Below are 24,668 nucleotides of genomic sequence, written 5' to 3' on the forward strand. Positions count from 1 at the left end.
GTGAACTATCTATTTCTTAAGTATTCTGAATTTCTCATTACTGTGATTGGTATTGATTAATACGTGATACACGCCTGTTTTTAGGCTTGAGACATCTATTTTGAATTCAGATGAATAGATACCACTCAATACTTGCTGTAGAACTACACCACCAGTTATTGAAATAATCTGAATGTTAACATTGTCCAACTTTTCATTGGTTTCAATGGTTAGCATCTCATCTACAGGGTTAGGGTAATAGTTCACTTCAAATGTGTATAGTGGAGAATCTACCTTTATGATCTCAGAATAAGTAAACTCCCCATCAAAATCCATTACTTTAATTCTGTAATAATTGGTAGAAATCGAAGGTGATCCATGCGTATAGCTATAGTCGTTTTCAGAGGCTTTTACGTTGGCTGCTTCAGTATTTCCAATTGCAACAAATGTACTTCCATCCAAACCATGCTCTATTTCGAAATGACTAACATTAATTTCATTAGCTGTAACCCAATCCAACTGGACTTCCTCATTATCATAGTGCCCAGAAAAGGATAAGAAATCCAATGGAAGAGGGACTGTTTCATCGTCCTCGTTCGTCACAACAACAGTCTGTGCGGCCACTGAAAGGAATGCGGCATCACTAGTTCCATCCACTGATACAGTGATGGCATATATTTGATTGCCATCCTCATCTACATCGTCTGCGGGAGTCACAGTGATGACTTGAGGAATGTTCCAATCGCCATTGTCAAAAGTAATATTGGTAGGGTTCACATCCCCCTCATCGCTACTTTCAGCAATGGTAATATTTACATCCGTAGCAGGCATGACATCCAGTACAACTGTGAAACTACCTGTAGTACCATCCTCTGTAGTAGTCACACTATTCGTACTCAACACTACGCCCAATTCATCATCTTCATTTGTCACTGCGATCACTTCATCACCAGCAGAATCAAAGGCATCATCACTCAATGCATCGTTGACAGAAAGAGTAATATTGAATCCTTGGTCTCCGTCTAACTCACTGTCGTCCTGTGGACTGACAGTTACATCTTTGGGTGTGTCCCAATCCAGTGAAGTGAAGACCAGTGTCGCTGGACTTACAGTCCCTTCGTCACTAGAACCATCATCTATATCTACCACTACATTAGTAGCTGGTTGAACACTCAATTCAACAGAGAATGTGACATCAGTCCCACCTTCAGTGGTTGTCACTGTATTCGTGGATACTCTAATGGACCCTTCATTGTCTTCATTGATACCATCAACAATTTGATCCTCTGCATCGTCGTAATCGTCATCGCTACTGGCATCATTTACGGAAACGGTTATTTCAAAAGGTTCATCTCCGTCATAAAGTGCGTCATTTTCTCCAGTGACAGTTACTGTCTGAGGAATATTCCAATTGCCGTTATCAAAGGTGAGGCTGTTATTATCCAACGACACTTCATCTGCTGCATTAGTTATTGCAATACTTATAACCACATCAGTGATTGGCATCAGTGTAAGTGAGACATCAAAACTGTCAGCTGTTCCATCCTCACCAGTTGTAATAAAGGTAGGGGTCACTATGAAATCACCGTTTTTGTCAATGAAGTTTTCCTTCCCATCGGCATCATTATCTGGTTTCCCGCTTACATTTCCATAGAAATCACCACCCTGATCTGTATCAAATAGGTTAATTATACCATCACCATCTGAATCTATATACCACCCAGAATCTGGGTCTAGGAAATCAGGCCAATCATCTGCGTCCGTATCACTATTAAACCAAGTCATATCTAATTGATTGTAATGACTAGCATTACCATACGCTATTGCCCTGGCTTCATAATCATCTTGATATGCATCATCTTCATCATCATCAAAGCCTTCTAAGTAATCAAATGTCCCATCATCATCAGCATCTAAATCAAGATAGTCAGGATTATCAGCACTGTCTGTATTAGGTATGGTAAGTGCGGTGCCGCCATTATCAGCATCCACCAAGTTGCTCCAACCGTCCCCATCTGTATCTCCTACAGTATCCAAAATACCATCTCCATTGGCATCATTTCCTCCAGCTTCAATAAGGTCAACAATTCCGTCATTGTCTGAATCCTTATCAAACATATTGTCAATCCCATCTCCATCAAAATCATCAATAACAAGTGCTGTTCCTCCTTCATCAGGATCAATGGTATCAATGAGCCCATCATTGTCATCATCTCTGTCGACATCATCTTCTATACCATCACCATCTGCATCAGGCCCATCTTGAAATGCATCATCAATACCATCACCATCTACATCAGTTCCCAAAGTCACATCTACGTCATAAGTATCCAGCAAACCGTCATTGTCAGCGTCATCTAAGCCGTCCAATTTACCATCTCCGTCCGCATCAGTTCCTCCATTCTCAACCAAATCTGGAATACCATCATTATCACTATCCAAATCAAAGAAATTAGGTACGCCATCTAAATCAGTATCATACTCATCCCAGACACCATCTCCATCAGAATCTGTCAACCCACCTGGGTTATCAGGGTCATTGTAATTGTATATACCATCTGCATCTGCATCCCCAAATGGATCAATTGAGGTCAAATAGTACTCATCATCATTTAATACACCATCTTGATCACCATCCAAATCTTGTCCATCAGCTACTAAATCCTTATCAGAGTCATTGAAATACAAATAATCAGGAGTAGCACCACCACCTTGTGTTTTGTCGTTTGTCCAGATACCATCTCCATCTACGTCTTCCACTATGGTGGTAATATTATCCTGATCATCGTCTGTATCCCTAAAATCAAGAATCTCATCACCATCAGTATCTTGAAGATCAGCATGGCTACCATTTATATTATTGACTCCCCTACCAGAATAAGTATCGAACAAGTCCCATAATCCATCACCATCTGTATCTGTGTTGTAGCCTGTTTCATCAGAAATTAAACCATCTAAATCTGAATCCAAGTCACTAAACCCATTTCGATTGGCGTCATATCCTTCTATGAAATCTGGGATCGTTAATCCATTACTTAAGTCGTTGTCAGAGTTAGTGTCTCTGTAGTCTGGCTCATCCGTACTGTCCGAATTTGTGGGTGTGATAGGTGTACCACCATTGTCATTATCAAAACTGTCATCCAGACCGTCACCATCCGTATCACTTCCTGAAGGAGCAACAAAATCAGTTGAAATCTGGCTTTCAATATTGTCAGTCAATCCGTCATTATCACTATCTAGGTCTAGATAATCATCAAGTGCCCCACCATCCAAGTTATCTTTGTTTAGTGGAGAAGCAGCTATTGCATCTACTAGACCATCATTAGGAGAACTATCAGTGCCGCTAAATCTACCTGTATTGAGATCAAATCCACCAATCACAGGGACTATTCCATCATTGGCCTCTATGGCATCATAAATGCCATCATTGTCTGAATCAAGGTCAAAAAAGTTTGGAATTCCATCCCTGTCCTGATCGACTTGATCGTCAACATTATCATTATTGACATCTACGAAAGATCCATTGTTGATATCATCATCATCTAGGTAGTTATAAATTCCATCTCCATCAGCATCATCAAAAGGAGTACCACCTGCATTGTAAACTGCTGAAGCATATTCGTCTGTGTTTAATATTCCATCATTATCAGAATCAAGGTCCACAATGTCTAATACACCATCTCCATCATTGTCGGGTGCGAATAGATAATCTGGAATGCTTCCACCGCCCTGAGTAAAGTCATTGGTCCAGTCTCCATCAGCACCTCCACCCATTCCATCTCCTGTATCTTCTGCACTTGTTAATGTGCCATCCTCATCATCATCGTCATCTCTAAAATCTTGGTTCGAATCACCATCAGTATCCTGAAGCGATTGGTTTGATCCATCTATATTGGCAATAGAACCCAAACCACTGTTGCTGTCAAAAATGTTCCAGATTCCATCATTATCTGTGTCAATGTTGTATCCAGTTTCGTCTGTAATATCATTGTCGCCATCAGTGTCCCAATCTGCAAAGCCATTGCTATTGCCGTCCCATCCTTCAATTTCATCAGGAATGCCGTCATTGTCAGAATCTGTATCCAGAAAGTCGTCATTATCGGCTGCATCACTGTTTATTGGATCAATGGCATTACCAGCAGAAATGTCTTCATCATAAACATCCAAAATACCATCACCATCAGTATCCCCACTAGATGGAGCAACATAAGTAAGCGCTGATTGAGCCTCACGGTTATCCGAAATGCCGTCATTATCGGAATCCAAATCGAGGTAGTTATCTATACCATCTGAGTCTGTATCAATTGCAATCAGCCCTGATCCGTCATCCACACCACAAGCATTTGCGGCATAGTTATAGTTCAAATAATCAATGAGGATCAGTCCTCCTGCAAAATTGGAAATCCTAAATCGGAAGTAACGTGCCGATCCGCCTATCAACTTATAATAATAATCCTCTTCTACACCTGATGCAACAAATGAATAAGATTGAAGATTAGGGGCAGTAAAATCACTTCCGTCAGTGGATTGTTCTATTGTAATTTCACTGCCTAGAACAGTTGTGGCAATTTGCCACTGTACAGATTGACCTTCTGGAATATCCACACCCAAATCAATGACCATTTCATCAGTACCAGCATCAAAAAATGCATACCCATTGTCATTACCTCCTATCACATTGGTATCATTGGTTACACTTGTAGAAGAAAACACTGCTGTAGCATTGCCCGCTGCCCCTGCCGTGGCAGTACATGGATCATACGCATCGTCAAGACCATCATTGTCCACATCTGTAATTCCACCTCCTTCGTCTAATGTGCCATCTTCATCGGCATCAGTGAGACCAAATTCAATGATATCAGCAATACCATCATTGTCACTATCTAGGTCTCGAAAATCAGGAACACCATCCAAATCCTTATCAAACTGATCTATCACTCCATCAGAGTTGGTATCTGTCAGGCTGAAGCTATCTGTATTTAGATCGCCATCTGCATCTGTATCTGCTGCATTTGCAATACCATCACCATCCATATCAGCATCCTGATAGTTTAATAGTCCATCACTATCTTCATCTCCTGAAGGATCAATGGCCAAACCACCATCTTCCAGGACATTTCTCAATCCATCGTTGTCAGCATCTAAATCGGCTACATCATTTTGTCCATCTCCATCTGTATCTTGATTTCCATATAGATAATCTGGAATAATACCGTTAGGGTCTGTAACAGGTGTAGTAGCTTCTGCGGAAGTCAAAATACCGTCGTTATCATCATCATCGTCCTGAAAATCCCAGATTTGATCTGCATCACTATCTTGAGTTGCGGAAGAACTTCCAATCACGTTAGCAGCACCAGTACCATTATAGCTATCAAACAAATCAAAAATACCATCTTCATCCACATCATCGTCCCAGCCCGTTTCATCTGTTGGATCATTGTTGTTGTTGGAATCCCAGTCTGCCCATTGATTACGGTCACTATTGGCCCCTTCAATATCATCATTCACTCCATCATCATCTGCGTCAGTATCCAGATAGTCTTCATCGCCAGTGCCATCTGTATTCACAGGAGTGAGTAGAGTCCCTCCATTATCTGGATCATAGGCATCATCTAATCCATCACCATCAGTATCTACTCCTGACAAACCAATATATGCTGACTTGTTTTGGGCTTCAATATTATCAGGAATACCGTCATCATCTGAATCAAGATCGACAAAGTCCGCGATCCCAAATGGATCTCCATCAGTATCTGGAGGTGTGATTGGTGTGGCCTCTTGTGCATCATTCCATCCGTTGGCGTTGGCATCCGTAAAACCAGAAAGTTGCCCAGTAGCAGGATCAACCGTTTGTCCGTACTCGTAGGGATTGGTAATTCCGTCATTATCTGAATCTAAATCGTGAGAATCAGGGTTTCCATCTCCATCAGTATCTAAGTTATCATAAGGATTGGCCTCAACCAAATCATCTAATCCATTGCCGTCAGCATCTGAATCAAAGGTATTATCTATACTATCTCCGTCAGTATCGTTTCCTACTGTTTGGTCTACATCAAAGCTATCATCAATTCCATCAGCATCTGAATCCACACCTGAGCCTCCATTCGTTGCAAAATAAGTAACATCTACGTTATCAGGGATACCATCCATGTCCGCATCAAGTGCGTCATCGACCATTCCGTCGTTATCTGCATCTGTACCGCCAGCCTCTACTATATCAGGAAGTCCGTCATTGTCTGCATCCAAGTCTTGGTGGTTCAGTATGCCATCATTATCATCATCTAGTGCTCCAGCAGGCGTACCTCCATTGTCTGGATCTGCTGCATCTGGCCAACCATCTCCATCAGTGTCTGTTGCATTATCCACGATACCATCTCCATCTGTATCCCCTAACCTGCTTTCTGTAGCATCCGTAATGCCGTCATTGTCAGAGTCCAAATCTTTGTAATCGTATAGACCATCACCATCTGCATCAGGTATTGTATAAGCACTTCCACCATTATCGGAATCTACACTATCTACAAATCCATCTGCATCTGTATCTGTCAGGTCATCCACTTTGCCATCATTGTCGGCGTCCGTACCACCAGCTTCTATTATATCTGGTAAACCGTCATTATCAGAATCAAGGTCTGCAGCATCTATTTTACCATCTCCATCAAAGTCCACAACTACTAGTGGTGTACCTCCATCATCTGAATCATAGACATTGGCTAAACCGTCACCATCGATATCCAGATCACCAGTATCCAGAATATCATCTCCATCAGTATCTGTTCCCCCGCTTACGCTAAAGTCATATATATCGTCAATACTATCTCCGTCAGAATCGACACCTCCAGTTTGGTCCACATCCACGTTATCTGGAATACCATCACCATCTGAGTCGTCTAAACCATCTATTACTCCATTTCCATCAACATCAACTCCTCCTGCTTCCACCAAATCAGGAATGCCATCATTGTCTGAATCAAGGTCTTTAAAATCAGGTGAGCCATCTAAATCACTATCGAAATTATCCCAAATACCATCTCCATTTGAATCTATTTCGACCATATTATTGATGACTCCTGGGTCATCTAAATCTCTAAAATTAGGAATACCATCTGCATCTGCATCTCCACTCGGATCAACTATTTCACCATTGGCTTCATCTGTATCTAAAATCCCGTCATTATCCGAGTCAATATCTGAGGCATCTGCGATAAGATCTAAATCAAAATCTCCATTATAGAGATAATCAGGAATTGCTCCAGATTGGCCACTGGTTTGATCATCCGCATAGTTTCCATTTCCATTGTTATCTTCATCTATGGTATTCGCCCCGTCATTATCGTCGTTACTGTCTCTCCAATCTTTGAAATCAGTACCATCTGTATTTTGTAAATCAGTATTAGTCCCAGTTGCGTTATCTCCTGAACCCAGTGCAACTGTATCAAAAATATCATCAAGACCATCTCCATCACTATCAATACCATATCCACTGCCTCCTTCATCAGTAATGTCATTATCACTATCTGTATCCCAGTCTCCATACCCGTCAAAATTGGTATCGTCCCCTTCAATAATATCTAACACGCCATCATTGTCTGAATCATCATCTAAATAATCAGCCAAGTCAGCCCCATCAGAATTTATGGCACTTATTAGTGTGCCACCATCATTTGGATCAAAACTATCGTCTATACCATCACCATCATTATCCAAACCGCTCGCTGCTATATATCCAGCAGTTGTTTGAAATTCAATAATATCTACAATTCCATCTCCATCACTATCTATATCACGATAGTCATTTATTCCATCGCCATCAGAATCTGCATTGGCCAAAGTGGAATTACCGCCAGGATTTACGGCATCACTATCGATATAGTTCATAAGACCGTCATTATCAGGATCTTGTAAATTGAACATACCCGTAGACTCGTTGAGTCCAAATGGAACTTCTCCATTATTTGCTTCTATAGCATCCAACATCCCATCGTTATCCGAATCCAAATCCAGAAAATCAGGTACTCCATCTAAATCTGAATCAAACACATCATAAACTCCGTCACCATTGATATCATTGGTTGATGTAAGTCCACCACTTACAGTTGCATCAGATAAATCTCTGTAGTTTGGTACCGAATCCCCATCTTCATCTCCACTTGGATCTATGGATTCACCATTACTCTCTGTGGCATCACTTATTCCATCATTGTCAGAATCAAAATCTGACGCATCTGCAATAGCATCTCCGTCGTAATCCCCTCTATATAGGTAATCTGGCGTACCTGACCCCTGACCTTCTGTGAAGTCATCTGTCCAATCTCCATTGCTATTGGCATCTTCACCTGCTGTGAGTTTACCGTCATTGTCATCATCTGTATCTTGAAAGTTGTCTAAATCCGCACCATCAGAATTCTGAACTGCTGCTGCCGTTCCTCCATTGTCGGTATCAAACACATCCCATAAGCCGTCGTTGTCAGTATCTACATTGTATCCAGTTTCGTCGCTTACGTCGTTGTTAGAACCTGTAGCATCCCAATCACCAAACCCATCATAATTGGCATCATGTCCTTCAATTAGATCAAAAACTCCGTCGTCATCTGCGTCTGTATCAATATAATCTTCGTTTCCATCAGTGTCTGTATCCACTGGTGTGATCAAGGTTCCGCCATTATTAGGATCATAAACATCAAGCAATCCATTATTATTGGCATCTCCAGCAACTGAAACTATAAATACGTTACTTGCTTGTGCTTCCGTATTGTCCAGTATCCCATCATTGTCAGAATCAATATCCAAGTAGTTTGGAAAAACGCCATCCCCATCTGTGTCAATAAATGAGAGTGGGGTACTTTCTTGTGCATCATTCCATCCATTGCCATTAGTATCTGTAAACCCTGAAACTTGAGCGTTGGCATCGGCTGTCCCACCAAATTCGTAAACGTCAAGCAGGCCGTCATTGTCGGAATCTATATCAAAATGGTTGTCTACACCGTCACTGTCTGTGTCAGGAACTGTAATGGCCACACCTGTAATCGCACCACACGGACTACCTGTATAACTATAACTCAATCCATAAATACCAATTCTTTCTGTTGCTGATATGGTAGAAGATGTAAACCTTAAATAACGAGCCGGATTTGTTAATACATAGTTATCCGTTTGAGTGGCTGGGAATGTTGAATTCTGTCCAAAAGTCTGAGTGTTTGGTGTGGAATAATCGATACCATTGATAGACTGTTCAACAGTATAGCTTTCTACTCCGCCAGTTTCAGTAGTTGCGGTTATGACGATTGTTTCTCCCGCAGGCACGCCCACGCCAATATCCAATACCAGCACATCAAATATATTATCAAATAAAGCAAATGTAGCTCCTGGCACACCTAACGCATCAGTTGGAGCACCTACAGTAAACGAATCAAAAACGGCAGTAGCATTTCCTGCTTGTGCACCACTGGCACAATTTGGGTCGTATTCATCAGCAAGACCATTAGTATTCACATCATTGATACCCACACCATCATCCAACGAACCGTCATTGTCGGCATCTGTCAATCCTAGTTCTAGAATATCTGGGATGCCATCATTATCACTGTCTTTATCAAGCGCATTGACAACGCCATCCAGATCTAAGTCATAGTTATCATTGATACCATCACCATTTGTATCAACATAACCTACAATATCTTCATCCAAATAATCAGGAATATTGTCGGCATCAGCATCATTGAGGTAATCACCTTCATCAGAGTCCGTCTGACCATCATTGTCACTGTCAATATCATTTGAACCTAAAATTCCATCTCCATCTGAATCACAAACAAAATCAAAGTCAATGGTTTGAGCATTGACCTGATAGTATCCAAAAGACCATGTGTTGTGTAGGTCTTCGTCTGTACCTGTCCAATTGTGGTTGTTTGAATTTGAACCATCTAGTTCGACTGTTGGCGTTTGATTAGTTGTAACATTGGAATCATCCCAAAAAATGAGGTCAAAGCTGGTGGCAGGCCTAACATCCAACATTCGTATACCAGCAGTATTGTCTTCAACATCAAAAAGAGGAACGTGCAAAGGCCCAGAAGTAAACCTTCCTGTAATAGTGATCTCTGTACCAGAAGCTACAGCTACTCCGTTTCCATCCAATCCATCCCAGCGAATGGTGGAATATCCTTCACTTGCTATTTCGGCCTCCATTATTACGTCAGCAGTACCATCTTGATAGCCATTCACTCCATTCAAATCTATGATTACTGCTACTTGCCCAGTTTGATTGGATTCAAACGAAATCACAGCTTCACCTCCTGTTCCAGCTGCATTGCAAAAAATATTTGCGTCAGTAATGGTCACGGCTGGCAACGAACTAGTAGGATAAATTTCTAAATCTGGATTATTGATAAACAGATCGTATTCAATTAATGCATTATCTACAAGTTGTGATTGTCTTAGTAAAGTAAAATCTGTCGTACCTGCCAGAACTGGATCCGCACCTGTAGAATTGGCATATACCAGTACCGAATAAGGATCAATGCCAGATATATCCACTTCTTTTACATAGTAGCCGGCATTAACCCCTCCCACGGTAGAAGGAATTAAAGAAAACAACTGAAAATCTGTCGACAACAGCCTGTTAAAGTCACCTGCGGTAAAATTCCATTTCTGAGAGTGTAACCGACCGGTTTTTTCTTCAGTACCTGCATAAACTGAGAAGTCCCAAAGGTCGTACCAGCTACGCCCGTTTATATTGTTGGCTTCATTGGTACTACCTCCATCAAATTGCACAAAAGCAATGTAGAAATCTTGATCGGATCCAGTATTGTTTGTATAGGATAGAGCATCATATCCTGAAGCCCCTACTAGAATGGCAGGGCCTGCTGCCGCTTCTGCATGAGACTCTATAACTCCGTTTTGAGGCGTATCAAAGCTGGCACTATTGGTACTTCCGTCATCGTCGGTGAGTGTCCAAGAATTCGCAATTGTGCCATCATTCTCGTACAACACAACCGTAAGATCTTGATTGGTATTCCCATCGTTGGTAGGTACACGCCGAAGACCCCAGTATAATGTTTCCCCTGCTTTGATATACACATAGACCCTTTCTTCTGCCACTGCATCAGAATGCAAGAAATCCCCTGAGAATCCCGCTGCATCATGCTCAAGATAACCTACAAAGGTATTGGTACCATTGACGACACCAGTGTTGGACGGAGTGAGGTTTTTTGAACCTTCTGAATAAACATTCCATGACCATGAGGTCAGAATCAATGCTGCTAGTAACTTTCTCATTTAATGCTGCTTACGCTTAAAACCAAAACAATTTACCCCAGATACCCTACACTTAGTCCTTTTATAGGACGAATGCGCAAAGTTTCTCTACGAAAAAGTAAAATACGAGGTAGTGCTAGTTGAAAACGGGTTGACATTAAATGCATTGACCCTATTTAATCCCACAATGATACTAAAGAATAACATGGTATGGAACATAAAAGTGTCAAAAAATATGGCTATGATATGGTCAATTTATGAATTGACTTGTATGATTTTTGGTATTGACCTTAGAGATGATTTCTTCGATAAGACCAGTCTCACTTATCAAGAATGTAGTTCTAACCGTACCCATATACTTACGGCCAAATGTTTGTTTTTCGGCCCAAGTGCCATATAAATTATGAACCATTTTATCTGGATCAGCTATCAGGTCAAAAGGAAGTTCAAACTTGTTGATGAATTTAACATGCGATTTTTCAGTATCCGTACTGACACCAAGCACTATGTATCCTTGCTTCAACAAGGAATCATAGTTGTCTCTCAAATTGCATGATTGAGCCGTACACCCTGGGGTATTGTCCTTAGGATAAAAATAAAGCACTACTTTTTTACCTAGATAATCGGAAAGTTTGATACTCGATCCATCTTGAATCTTAGCCTCAAAATTTGGTGCCTTGTCACCTACTTTTAAATTCATATTTAATCTGCGTTGAAATTCAAGCGCAATTTACACACTTATTTGATTGAGGCATGAGTAGGATTCTACCCACAGGAATAGGCCGCTTGCAACGGATACAAATCCCAAAATCCTTATCGTCTACTTTAGATAGTGCCACCTTTAACTTGTTCAACTTCTCTTCTGATTTTCTCAATGAAGCTTCATTGATACTTTTGTTGTTGATTGCATCCATCCTGCTTACTCTTCCAATCGCGTTTTCTGGTGATATGGGTTGTGTGAAATCTCTGAGAACAACAATGTCTTGCTCAACCTTGATAAGCTCTTCTCTAATAATCTCTTTGATTTTCTGCTTGTCCAGTTCCATATCAGTAAGATACTAATACCCTCTGGAAATGATAATTGTCAATTCATTCATGTCAAGCAAAGTGATCTGATTAGACTTGATCTCAATCAATCCCTCTTTCTTAAAATCAGACAGCGTGCGAATCACAGATTCTGGTGAAGTACCCACTATATTCGACAGGTCTTCTCGAGAAAATTGAAATTTCTTACCCTCTGCACCATAATTTTTTTGAACTGTAAGTAACGCTTCTGCCACACGTTGTCTCACAGAGTTATAAGCAATATGAAGCATTTTTTCCTCCTGATCCTTTAGATTTCCCGAGAGAATTTTAATAAATCTAGAAGCTACTGATCGATCCTTATAAATCAATTGTAAGAAATCGTCTTTAGGAATATAGTAGGATTCACTATCCTCTATGGCCATGGCGGAGTCACTATGATCTGATTGCGTAATGAGATCGTTGAACCCAATAAAGTCACCTGGGCCATATAGGCCAGTAATTAGCTCCTTTCCGTCTTTATTGGTTTTGTATGTTTTTATTTTGCCTTTATTGATAAATATCAGATAGTTAGGATAATCTCCTTCGTAGTACAGATTCGTTTTCTTTTTGTGGTGTCTAATACGCTTTTCTTTAGACAATTCTTTCAGACTCTCAATTTCTTTTGCATCATTGAAAAAACTATCTAATCCTGAAATATTAGCATCATATTCACTTTGAATTTGCTTGGTTCGCTTTAGTCTGGCTTCTACTGCTCCAAGCAATTCAATATCATCAAATGGCTTGGTCAGATAGTCATCTGCACCCAAATTCATTCCCCTTCTAATATCCATTTTCTCAACCTTTGCTGTAAGAAAAATGAAGGGTATGTGGGCTGTAGACGGATTTTTAGAAACAATATGCAGTACACCGTAGCCATCCAAAACTGGCATCATTATGTCACATATAATCAAATCAGGTTTTATACTTTTTAGTATGTCAAGCCCTTCCTTTCCATTGCTTGCCACCATGACTTTATAACCAGACAATTCTAAAATTTCGGCCGTATTTTCGCGTACCTCTACATTATCTTCAATCAATAGTATCTTATTCATTTTTTAAAGATTTGATGCTTAATATGAATGTTGAACCTTTGCCCTCTGTACTTTCAAATTTTATATGCCCCCCTATCAGTTCAAGGTATTTTTGTACAATATTTAATCCAAGACCTGTTCCTTGGATATGAGAAGCATTATTCGCTCTGAAAAATTTATTGAAAAGATGTTTTTGATCAACCTTAGGAATACCAATTCCTTTGTCAATGACTTTGACCAGAAGGTCATCTTTATCTAACTCCACTTCTAAAACCACCCTTTCTCCTTCTGGAGAATACTTTATTGCATTGGATATCAGGTTGGCAAGTACTTGCTTTAGTATCTGCGGATCTGTGTAAAATATGGCATCAGGAGTCGAGCATTTCAAATCCAGTGACTGATCCTTTTTCATGAGTTCGCTCATTTCATCAGTGATCTCATGCAAAAAATTGCAAATTAAAACCTCTCTACCAGCCACATTCATTTTGCCTGCATCCAATCTATCCATGGAGAGAAAATCATTGAGGATATTTGTCAATTCGCCTACACTGGATTTGATACGATTGATATGCTTCATTTTTTTTTCTTTATTATCCTCTGATATATACTTACCTATCAGGGAGACAGAAGATAAAACCGCACTGAGCGGCGTTCTGAATTCGTGAGAAGCCATAGATACAAATCGCGTTTTCAGTTCATTGAGCTCTTTCTCTCTTTCCAAGGCAATTCTTGCTTCATTTTCAGCTTTGATCCTCTCTTTGATTTGCAGTTCTAGATTTTTATTGGATTTCTGAAGCCCTTCAATGGCTTCATTCAATTTCTTTGTTCTGTCTTTTACGCGCTGTTCCAGTTCCGCAGCATAACTGATCAACTGCTCCTCGCTGCGCTGAAGTTCTAGTTCTGCCTTTTTGCGCATGGAAATATCTATCACGTAAGCAATTGTCATGGCTACCCCATCTACTTCAGCTACGTTCAAACTGATTTCAACAGGGAAAGTGGTGCCATCTTTTTTGAGTGCTACTAGGTCTCTACCCACTCCCATCTGTCTGGGTTCTGGCTTTTTTTCGTAATTCGACCTCACTGCCTCGTGAGACTTTCGAACTTTTTGCGGCATTAGATGCTCTATTTTCATACCTACTAACTCATTAATCTTATAACCAAACAAATTTTCACTCGATGGATTTGCCAGGACAATTTCCCCCTTATTGACCAGGAGAATGCCTTCCACACAGGAATTAAATATGCTTTGATAGGTATTAGGACTTTTCATGTACTGTATTTATGGTGTTTCAAATTTATGATGATCAACTATTCAAAAAACTGACATTTATCATATTCTCACTTGATCGTTGGCATAAATAATAATTAGACCCCAGCCTATTTTTGAAACCAACTTCAACGTCGTCAGAATGAATACAAATCGCACGCTGCTTATACCCATTGATTTCTCAAATGCCTCGAAACTAGCGGTCAAATACGCATTGTCCAACGAATATAAAGAAGGCGACCAATTAATCTTACTCCACTGCTATAGACTTATATCTGACGACTATACTTCCTATCGTGATGCACCCCGCAAACTCAAGATGGCCATTGAAAAAAAACTAGAAATTAAGTTTAATCAATTTAGCAGAACCTTAGATCTTGATAAATACGGTCCAAACATAAAATTTGGAATGAAATTAGGATTTACAGCTAACGGCATACATACCTTGTCCTTTGAATGCCACATTGACCTGATAGTGTATGCATTAAAAATTGGTAAAAGCAATCACGAACTCATTGAACTATTAAGTTCTGGATCTACTCCTGTGATGCTGATAACAGAAGCCATAAATCTCAAAAAAAACATTCCCAATGTGGAAAAAACCATAAGCAGCTCGGATTTCTCCAATCAGCCTCAGCACTTTTTGAATGAAATTTACAAACGTCCTAATACCCCATTTTTAGTGACACTTTAAATGGAACTTTTCAATTGATAATAATTAATTTTAATTAAAACTTTCTGTGCCACAATCAGCGACTAAAGATAAAACCCTCTGCTACCACTGCGGAGACGATTGCAATGAAAAGCCTATATGGTATCATGCACATTCCTTTTGTTGCTATGGCTGTCAGACCGTCTTTGAGCTATTAACTGAAAATGATCTTTGTGATTATTACACGTTTGAAACCAACCCAGGTAACCAGCTAAGTCACTTTATAAAAGACAAATATTTGTTCCTTGATAATCAGGAAATAGTAGATCATTTACTTGATTTCAAATCAGATCAATTGGCCAAAATCACATTGAGCATTCCATCAATTCACTGTAGTAGCTGTATCTGGCTTTTGGAAAACATTCAACGGTTTGATCATGGTATTATTCAGTCAAAAATCAATTTCGCTAAGAAAAAACTAGCGATAGACTACAATCCTACTAAAACTAACCTCAGAAAGCTCGCCGATTTACTATACCAGCTCAGCTATGAGCCTGAAATATCACTGGATCAAAAAAAGGATATACCAGCAGATAAAAACAAAAGTGAGAATCTGAAAATTGGAATAGCGGGTTTTTGCTTTGGCAACATTATGCTGCTAGCGTTCCCTGAATATTTAGGAATAGAAATGGATTCTGAATTCATAAACTACTTCACTTATCTCAGTTTGGGTTTGTCGTTACCTGTGTTATTCTATTGCTCTAGCATTTTTTTCATTTCTGCCATCGCAGGCATTCGTAAAAAATTCTTGAACATAGACTTGCCCATTGCTATTGGAATTCTCGTGCTATTTGTAAGAAGTCTGTTCGAAATATTCACTGGGATTGGCCCAGGTTATTTGGACTCTATGTCTGCTTTGGTGTTCTTCTTATTGATTGGACGATGGGTACAGAGCAAAACCTATGAGGGGTTAGCTTTCGATAGGGATTTCAAGTCTTATTTCCCTCTTGCCGTTCAAAAAATTGAAAATGAATTGAAAGAAAGCGTGCTAGTGTCACAACTCAAGATCAACGATCTCATCGAGGTAAGAAATGAGGAAATCATCCCATGTGATGCTGTTTTGGTGAGCAAACAGGCTATAATAGATTACAGTTTTGTCTCAGGAGAATCAGAACCCACTGCTATAGACAAAGGAGCCCAGATTTATGCAGGAGGAAGAATAAAAGGTACGGCTACGCAGATGATTGTGACTAAGGCTGTGTCTCAAAGTTATCTAACTCAACTCTGGAATCATTCCTCATTTGACGACCCAACTGGACAAAGCACCCCTTCACTCATTGATAAGGTGAGTCAGTACTTCACACCTATCATCTTGCTCATAGCCCTCACTGCTGGTGTGTACTGGTTTTTTATGGATAGTTCGAAAGTGCTTTTCGTGGTATCTTCTGTATTGATTGTAGCCTGTCCTTGTGCATTGGCCCTTGCGGCACCTTTTACCTTGAGTTCGACAATGAATACGCTAGGACTGCAGAACATGTACCTGAAGGGAACTCATATCATTGAAAAAATATGGCAAATAAAAAGAATTGTATTTGACAAAACCGGCACCATAACCACGCTATCAAATGAGAAAATAGAGTGGCACGGAAGAAAGTTAAGTACCATAGAAAAAGAAAGAATTCAAGTCTTGGCCTCTCAATCCGTGCATCCATTGAGCGTGCAACTCTCAAATTACCTGCGTGACAACAAAACTAACAAGGAGGTACTACAATTTGATGAACAAAAGGGACAAGGTATCTCTGGTGTAGTAGATAATTGTCAAATGAAAATAGGCTCTCCAGATTTTGTGGGACTTTCTATTTCGAATATTGAAGGTTCTATCATTGGCCTAAAAGTCGACAAAGCAGTTCTTGGCTACTTCTTAGTTAGAAATGGATACAGAGATGGACTCAAAACTATGATTAGCCAACTGGAAAACGATTATCATTTTACTGTACTATCTGGGGATAATGATCATGAATTCAGCAATTTAACTTCTTTATTCCCTGAAAACACACCCTTAATTTTCAATCAAACCCCAGCCGATAAACTAAAGGTCATACAAGCGCTTGAAGTTAAAGAAAAAACCATGATGGTGGGAGATGGATTGAACGATGCAGGCGCTCTCAAAAGCAGCTTTATTGGAGTGTCAGTAGCTGAGCACAGATCGAGCTTTACTCCTGCGAGTGATATTATTATACTGGGCAATCAGCTCACGCAATTACCCAAATTTTTGACTTTAATTCATCACTCAAAAAAAATAATAATGGCTGGATTCTTAATCTCCTTTCTCTACAATGTTATAGGTTTATCACTAGCAGTAGCTGGATTCATCACACCAGTAATCGCTGCTATTTTGATGCCATTGAGTAGCATATCTGTAGTCGCTTTATCTACCTTAGGTATTAAATATTTAAGTCACTCATTAAAACTGAATGCATGAAAATTCTCGTCATACTTATTGTGGTAAGTTTGGTGATTGCACTAGTTTTTTTAGCGCTTTTTGTTTGGTCCGTGAAATCAGATCAGTATGAAGATACAGATTCTCCAGCCATGAGGATTTTCTACGACGACAAACCTAGACCCTCGAACGTCAAGGATAATCAATGATGCAAATCATGTTTTCCAATGATTTAGGACTTTAGAAATCAGGCAATGAGATAGTTGTTTTGCTACAAACATAAATCTCATGACAACTTCTCTTATTCGCAAATACAACATACCTGGCCCAAGATACACGAGCTACCCTACCGTGCCCCTCTGGAAAGAAGAATTAGACCTAGATCATTGGAAACAACAACTCAAGCAAACCTTCCACCTCACAAATAAGAATGAAGGCATCAGTCTCTACATCCACCTACCATATTGTGAAAGTCTGTGTACTTACTGTGGTTGCACGACGCGTATCACAGTTAATCACGCGGTAGAAAAACCGTATATTGACACCGTACTGAAAGAATGGGAACTGTATTTGAATTTATTTGAGGATGTCCCTGAATTGACAGAAATCCACCTAGGTGGTGGCACACCGACTTTCTTTGACCCTAAAAATTTGGCTAGACTTATTGAAGGTATCAGGCAAACTGTGACGGTCAGGGCAGGTGCCAAATTTGGTTTTGAAGGTCATCCAAACAATACAACAGAAGAACATTTACAGACCTTATATGATCTAGGGTTTAAACGTGTCAGTTTTGGCATTCAAGATTTTGACCCTACAGTTCAGAAGATGATCAACAGAGTTCAAACTTATAATCAGGTCGAAAAAGTTGTGGATCAAGCTAGAACCATAGGCTATGAATCTATCAACTTTGATTTGATATATGGACTTCCCTTGCAAACTAAAAAAAGTATTACAGACACCTGTCAAAAAGTTCAAATTCTAAAACCTGATCGAATTGCTTTCTACAGTTATGCACATGTGCCTTGGGTTAAACCCGGCCAACGCATGTTTACTGAGAAAGATCTACCCAGCCATGAAGAAAAAAGAGAACTCTATGAACTAGGCAAGCAGTTGCTCACTGAGATCGGATATGGGGAAATTGGAATGGATCACTTTTCATTACCTACAGATTCATTGTATATGGCATCTCATAATGGAGATATGCATCGCAATTTTATGGGATACACCACGCATCACAGTACGGTTTCCATAGGACTTGGTGTATCAGCCATTGGAGATTCTTGGAATGCTTATGGGCAAAACCTAAAAAGAGTAGAGGAATATAAAAAAGTGGTAGAGACTGGTGAATTTCCTATATTCAAAACTCACGTCCTCACAAAAAAGGAATCTTTTGTTCGCAAACACATCACTAACCTCATGTGCCAATTTGAGACCTCCTGGGAACCGTCAGATTTAGCTACTGAAGTATTCAGCTCTGTTGACATCAAACTGACTGATATGATCGCGGATGATTTGGTCAGGCTCATACCAGGTCGTTTGACAATCACCAAAAAAGGCAGGCCTTTTGTGAGAAATGCTTGCATGGCCTTGGATATCCACTTGTGGAATAAAACTGATCAACAGCAAAAATTCAGTCTAACGATCTAAACCTGATCTAAATCATTTTTTGATTTGAGATTGCTCAGAGGATTGCCCTTAGGACTACTCTACCTTAGTGTCATTAAATAACCAAACACAATTAAATCATGCAAACAATAGCTGTTCCATACGATTTTAGTGAGTACGCAGAGGCCGCATTAGATTTTGCCATCCAGATCGGAGAAAAAACCAATGCTACTATCAGGCTCATTCATGTGATAGAATATCCGCTCGCCACAACCTTTAATGTAACGGGTGAAGTTGAAGAATATGAGCCCATGGATAAGATTTATGCCCTTGAACTGATCAAAAAAACCAATGAGAGAATGGCAAAAGTCATATCAGACCACAATCAGAATGTTACTATACAGCGAACCATACTCATGGGCAAAGCATACGATGGCATCACTGACCAAATAGAAGAAACTGAAGCTGACCTGATAGTAATGGGTACCAAAGGCGCTACAGGCCTCAAAGAGCTCTTTGTAGGTTCTAACACAGAAAAAATCGTTCGTAACGCCCACTGTCCTGTTCTAGCCATTCATAAGAAATGTGATATCAATGCAATTAAAAATGTGGTCTTTGCCTCTGACCTTGATGGAACGCATAGCAAAGTATTACAGACCTTTAAGTATTATCAGGAGTTGTTTGATGCCAAACTACATTTGGTGTGGGTAGACACTCCACATAATTCTGTAAATGGTGACCTAGCAAAAGAGAGACTTAAAGCTCTGGCCATTGATAATCACTTGAAAAATTACGAAGTGCACGTAACCAAAGCATTCCAACCAGAAGAAGGCATACTAACTTTTGGATGGCAGATAAAAGCAGACCTGATTGCCATGAGCACACATAGTCATAAAGGACTCATTCATTTATTTGTAGGCAGTGTGGCTGAAGATGTGGTAAACCATAGCAACCTTCCAGTATGGACTTGTACAATCAAATAAAATCGTCATGAAAATAAATACTATTCTAGTCCCAATGGACTATTCACCTTGTGCAAAAAACGCTTTTGAAACGGCTCTGATTCTAGCAAAAAAGGCTCAGGCAAATATACAAGTAGTATCTGTGTCACACATGCCTCATATACACGCAGAGGTGGTCGGGGCAGCTAGCATTATCCAACCACTTCTTCAAGAGTATCATGAGCAATTAGACCAACAATTCGAAGAATTAATTTCCTCAAGTAACATCGAAGAAGTTTCAGTAACAAACACTAAGTACAATGCTCCTTTACACGACGCCATATACAGCTGCACCATACAAAATGAATGCGACCTGATAGTCACTGGTACCAAGTCCCAGCAGGACTGGCTCACCCAGTTAGTTGGGAGCAATAGCATGGACATGGTCGAAAGAGCTAAAATCCCAGTTCTTGTCATTCCTGAGCGTGTTAAGTCACCTTCATTCAAGAAAATTGGTGTAGCCGTAGATTACTCAGATTTCACAGATCCTGAGATATTAGCACCTCTTAGGGATTTTGCTACTTTCAATTTTTCATCACTTTGTTTTTTGAATGTGACAGAAAAGCAGCATAAGCTTTTCGTTTATGATGACGTAAAACTGCGTATTTCCGACTATTTTAATGGTCTCAAGCAGTCTTACCACACTTTCACTGATAGCAGGCCACTTGATGAAATATTGAATGAGGCCATAAACGATTTAGGTCTTGGCATGCTATTTATGCTTCCCAAAAACCACTCAATCATAGAAAGATTAATTGGAACAAGACATACCAAGTCCATGGTTAAGCATATCGCCATACCTCTAATGACCATACACGAAAAATAACCTGAACTATGAACGGAATTATTTTCGCATTGATTGCTTCAGCATTTGCCATTTGGGCACTCATTGCTGTCGCCAACAGCAAGCTAAGTACGAATAAAAAAATCCTTTGGTTTGCACTTATCATTTTAGTGCCTTTTATCGGCCCAATCGCCTACTGGTTCAGGTATAAATATTGAGTGCATAAATGACTCTTAAAACTGAATATTCTTTTTTTGAAATTACTGAACAGCAAACTGTTTCACATGATATTAATCATGTTTTTGAATGATTATAAAAATTCCAAGACCTGACATTGTAACTTAATTTAGTGCTCAAATCATAAAATCAATTGCCTCGATATGGAACTAGAAAAATTCAGCTATGACAATAAGATTGTCAAGTACTTTACTATTGCCTCCATTGTATTTGGAGTGGTGGCTATGTTGGCAGGTCTGACTGCAGCTATACAGCTCTTCTACCCTGCTTTCAACTTCGACTTACAATACACGACATTTGGCAGAGTCAGACCGTTGCATACCAATGCCGTCATTTTTGCTTTTGTAGGCAATGCCATGTTTGCTGGTGTCTATTACTCCATGCAAAGGCTCTTGAAAACCAGAATGTTCAACGACCTACTTTCCTGGATTCATTTCTGGGGATGGCAATTGATTATTCTAGCAGCAGCTATTACGTTACCCATGGGTTTTACGACCAGTAAAGAATATGCGGAATTAGAATGGCCAATTGATATCGCGATCACTTTGATTTGGGTGATTTTCGGAATCAACATGATAGGGACGATTATCAAAAGACGTGAGCGTCACATGTATGTTGCCATTTGGTTCTATATAGCTACGTTCGTCACTGTAGCTGTTCTCCATGTTGTAAATTCCATGGAGATTCCAGTTACTTTATTTAAGAGTTACTCCTGGTACGCTGGTGTACAAGATGCATTGGTACAATGGTGGTACGGGCACAACGCTGTTGCATTTTTCCTAACTACCCCATTTTTAGGAATCATGTATTACTACCTTCCTAAGGCTGCCAATAGACCAGTATACTCCTATCGACTTTCGATCATTCACTTTTGGTCATTGATTTTTATCTATATCTGGGCTGGCCCTCACCATTTACTTTACACTTCATTACCAGACTGGGCACAGTCATTAGGCGTGGTATTTTCTATCATGCTCATCGCTCCATCTTGGGGAGGAATGCTCAATGGACTTTTAACTCTTAGAGGTGCTTGGGATCGTGTGAGAGAAGATCCAGTACTAAAATTTATGGTGGTGGCAGTGACTGCTTATGGTATGGCTACTTTTGAAGGCCCTATGCTTTCGCTTAAAAATGTAAGTGCCATAGCTCACTACACAGATTGGATTGTGGCTCACGTTCATGTAGGTGGTTTAGGATGGAATGGGTTTCTAATCTTTGGCATGTTCTATTGGCTTGTTCCCAAAATGTGGAAGACTGAACTATTTTCCAGAAATCTAGCCAATACACATTTCTGGCTAGGTACGCTAGGAATTATTTTTTATGCATTACCTCTATACATTGCAGGCATCACGCAGGCCTCTATGTGGAAGCAATTTGATGCAGAGGGATTCTTAGTTTATAAAAACTTCCTAGAAACTGTGGTTCAGATCTTACCCATGTACATGCTACGTGCAGTAGGTGGCAGTTTGTATTTGATTGGTGTATTCATCATGATTTACAATTTGATTAAAACCGCAGGTATTGGATCTTTTGTAAGTGACGAAGAAGCTGAAGCGCCAGCCTTAGAAAAGAAAGAAATTACTGGCGGACACTGGCATAGCGTACTGGAAAGAAAACCTGTGATTTTTACTGCTTTGTCTTTAGTTGCCATTTTAATTGGTGGTATTATAGAAATGGTCCCTACGTTTTTGATCAAATCAAATGTCCCCACCATAGCTTCTGTAAAACCATATACTCCACTTGAATTGTTCGGTAGAGATATCTACATCAGAGAAGGTTGCAATAATTGTCACTCTCAGATGATCAGACCATTTAGATCCGAAACAGAGCGATATGGTGAATATTCTAAAGCTGGCGAGTTTGTTTACGATCACCCCTTCCTTTGGGGATCAAAGCGTACTGGCCCAGATTTAGCACGTGAAGGTGTGGGGAAACTAAAAAAATCTGATTCCTGGCATTTCTATCACATGCTAGATCCTGCTCAAGTATCAGAAGGATCAATCATGCCTCCATACCCATGGCTATTTGAACAAAGCATAGACCAAGGCTTAACTGCTAGTAAAATCAATGCATTGAGGACTGTAGGTGTACCCTATCCAGATGGATATGAAGAAAGCGCTAATAACGATTTGCAAGCTCAGGCTAAAACCATCACAGACAATCTTGCAGCTGAAGATATTGAGATATCAGGAGATGCAGAAATCATAGCATTGATTGCTTATCTACAAAGACTAGGAAAGGATATTACTGTAAAAGACTAAAAGGAAAAAAATTATGTTTAAATACTATTTCGAACAGGTAAATGGTGTGGAAATATGGCCAATTATTTCCTTATCCATCTTTTTTATCTTTTTTGTTGGCCTGCTGTGGTGGGTATTCAAAGGAGTAAGCAATTCATACATTGATGAAATGAAAAATCTTCCGATCAATAAAACCCTTAAATCTTAATCAAATGGCGAATATCAAAAAATATATTAAAGGGCTAGGGGTTTGTTTGATATTACTTCTTACAGGACCCATAACTTTTGCACAGACTGAAAGCCTAGGCATGATGGAATCACTTGATCCTTCAAAAATCATGACCATTCTGGTTCTCATAGTGATGCTTTTGGTATTATTAGTGGCTTTTTACCTTCTAATCATCTTGCGATTCATGGTGAGAGAAGATGCCATCAGAAGAGCCAAAGAAAAGGGTGTGGAGTATGTGGAAGAACCAAGTGCCTGGTCTAAATTTTATGCAGGATTGACTGATGCTGTTCCTATTGAGCATGAAGCTACAGTAGAACTAGATCACAATTATGATGGAATTCGTGAATTGGATAATCACCTACCACCCTGGTGGAAATACATGTTTTATGCCTCGATAGTCTTCGCAGTTGTCTACATGTTTATGTATCATATAAATGGTTCGCTTCCATTGCAGGTACAAGAATATGAAATAGCCATGGCCGAAGCTCAAGCTAATAAACCCAATGTTGAGGAAGGTAGTTCTATTGATGAATCCAATATTGTCTTCTCTGATGACCCAGTTGTATTAGCGAGTGGGAAGACTGTTTATGATAGAAACTGTGTCGCTTGCCATAAGGCTGCAGGTGAAGGGGGGATTGGCCCAAATCTTACAGATGACTATTGGTTACATGGTGGAGGTATTCAGGACATTTATAACACCATAAAAAATGGTGTGCCTGATAAAGGTATGATTGCTTGGGGAGATGTACTTTCTCCATCCAAAATGAATGATGTTTCTTCCTACATTCATACCTTAAAAGGAACAAACCCAGACAATGCAAAAGCACCTCAAGGTGATGTATATAAAGAAGAAGTACTGGCAGAAGAAGGGGCATCAGAATAAAA

General features: G+C 39.8%; 15 protein-coding genes. 10 read left to right on the forward strand and 5 right to left on the reverse strand.

The annotated features are described in order from the left end of the window. Positions 1-9 precede the first annotated feature (9 nt). The 5 genes from B9A58_RS01400 to B9A58_RS01420 form a co-directional block, all read right to left on the reverse strand. On the reverse strand, positions 10-11,253 hold the full coding sequence (locus tag B9A58_RS01400) for a T9SS type A sorting domain-containing protein (RefSeq protein ID WP_084370638.1): 11,244 nt from the start codon (positions 11,251-11,253) through the stop codon (positions 10-12). A gap of 229 nt (positions 11,254-11,482) precedes the next feature. Next, positions 11,483-11,932, reverse strand: coding sequence for a thioredoxin-dependent thiol peroxidase (bcp, locus tag B9A58_RS01405; protein ID WP_084370639.1), 450 nt, complete (start codon positions 11,930-11,932; stop codon positions 11,483-11,485). Positions 11,933-11,951: 19 nt separating this feature from the next. Continuing rightward, a complete protein-coding gene (locus B9A58_RS01410) occupies positions 11,952-12,278 on the reverse strand; it encodes a TraR/DksA family transcriptional regulator (protein WP_221407799.1) in 327 nt (108 codons plus the stop codon). A 12-nt stretch (positions 12,279-12,290) separates the two neighbouring features. After that, a complete protein-coding gene (locus B9A58_RS01415; protein WP_084370640.1) occupies positions 12,291-13,349 on the reverse strand; it encodes a response regulator in 1,059 nt (352 codons plus the stop codon). Further along, positions 13,342-14,598 carry a sensor histidine kinase gene (locus B9A58_RS01420; protein WP_084370641.1) on the reverse strand — a complete coding sequence of 419 codons (1,257 nt, stop codon included), beginning with the start codon at positions 14,596-14,598 and terminating at the stop codon, positions 13,342-13,344. Before B9A58_RS01420 ends, B9A58_RS01415 begins: the two co-directional genes overlap by 8 nt. A gap of 139 nt (positions 14,599-14,737) precedes the next feature. Here B9A58_RS01420 and B9A58_RS01425 point away from each other — a divergent pair, with 139 nt between their 5' ends. From B9A58_RS01425 to B9A58_RS01470, 10 genes are all read left to right on the forward strand, one after another. Further along, positions 14,738-15,289: a universal stress protein gene (locus B9A58_RS01425; RefSeq protein WP_084370642.1), complete on the forward strand. Its 552-nt coding sequence runs from the start codon at positions 14,738-14,740 to the stop codon at positions 15,287-15,289. A gap of 46 nt (positions 15,290-15,335) precedes the next feature. Next, positions 15,336-17,729: a heavy metal translocating P-type ATPase gene (locus B9A58_RS01430; protein ID WP_084370643.1), complete on the forward strand. Its 2,394-nt coding sequence runs from the start codon at positions 15,336-15,338 to the stop codon at positions 17,727-17,729. Continuing rightward, a complete protein-coding gene (ccoS, locus tag B9A58_RS01435; RefSeq protein ID WP_084370644.1) occupies positions 17,726-17,896 on the forward strand; it encodes a cbb3-type cytochrome oxidase assembly protein CcoS in 171 nt (56 codons plus the stop codon). The genes B9A58_RS01430 and ccoS overlap by 4 nt, the downstream gene beginning before the upstream one ends. Positions 17,897-17,975: 79 nt before the next feature. Continuing rightward, positions 17,976-19,334, forward strand: a complete 1,359-nt coding sequence (gene hemN / locus B9A58_RS01440) for an oxygen-independent coproporphyrinogen III oxidase (protein ID WP_084370645.1) — start codon at positions 17,976-17,978, stop codon at positions 19,332-19,334. A gap of 98 nt (positions 19,335-19,432) precedes the next feature. Continuing rightward, on the forward strand, positions 19,433-20,275 hold the full coding sequence (locus tag B9A58_RS01445; RefSeq protein ID WP_084370646.1) for a universal stress protein: 843 nt from the start codon (positions 19,433-19,435) through the stop codon (positions 20,273-20,275). A gap of 7 nt (positions 20,276-20,282) precedes the next feature. Continuing rightward, positions 20,283-21,119, forward strand: coding sequence for a universal stress protein (locus B9A58_RS01450; RefSeq protein ID WP_084370647.1), 837 nt, complete (start codon positions 20,283-20,285; stop codon positions 21,117-21,119). 8 nt (positions 21,120-21,127) lie between these two features. Then, a complete protein-coding gene (locus B9A58_RS01455) occupies positions 21,128-21,295 on the forward strand; it encodes a PLD nuclease N-terminal domain-containing protein (protein ID WP_084370648.1) in 168 nt (55 codons plus the stop codon). A gap of 162 nt (positions 21,296-21,457) precedes the next feature. Continuing rightward, positions 21,458-23,575, forward strand: a complete 2,118-nt coding sequence (ccoN, locus tag B9A58_RS01460; protein ID WP_084370649.1) for a cytochrome-c oxidase, cbb3-type subunit I — start codon at positions 21,458-21,460, stop codon at positions 23,573-23,575. Between the two features lie 13 nt (positions 23,576-23,588). Further along, a complete protein-coding gene (locus B9A58_RS01465; RefSeq protein ID WP_084370650.1) occupies positions 23,589-23,762 on the forward strand; it encodes a cytochrome C oxidase Cbb3 in 174 nt (57 codons plus the stop codon). A gap of 4 nt (positions 23,763-23,766) precedes the next feature. Next, a complete protein-coding gene (locus tag B9A58_RS01470) occupies positions 23,767-24,666 on the forward strand; it encodes a cbb3-type cytochrome c oxidase N-terminal domain-containing protein (protein WP_084370651.1) in 900 nt (299 codons plus the stop codon). The last annotated feature ends 2 nt before the right edge of the window (positions 24,667-24,668 follow it).

Origin of the sequence: Reichenbachiella faecimaris (assembly GCF_900176375.1) — a bacterium.
GTDB classification, from domain to species: Bacteria; Bacteroidota; Bacteroidia; order Cytophagales; family Cyclobacteriaceae; genus Reichenbachiella; species Reichenbachiella faecimaris.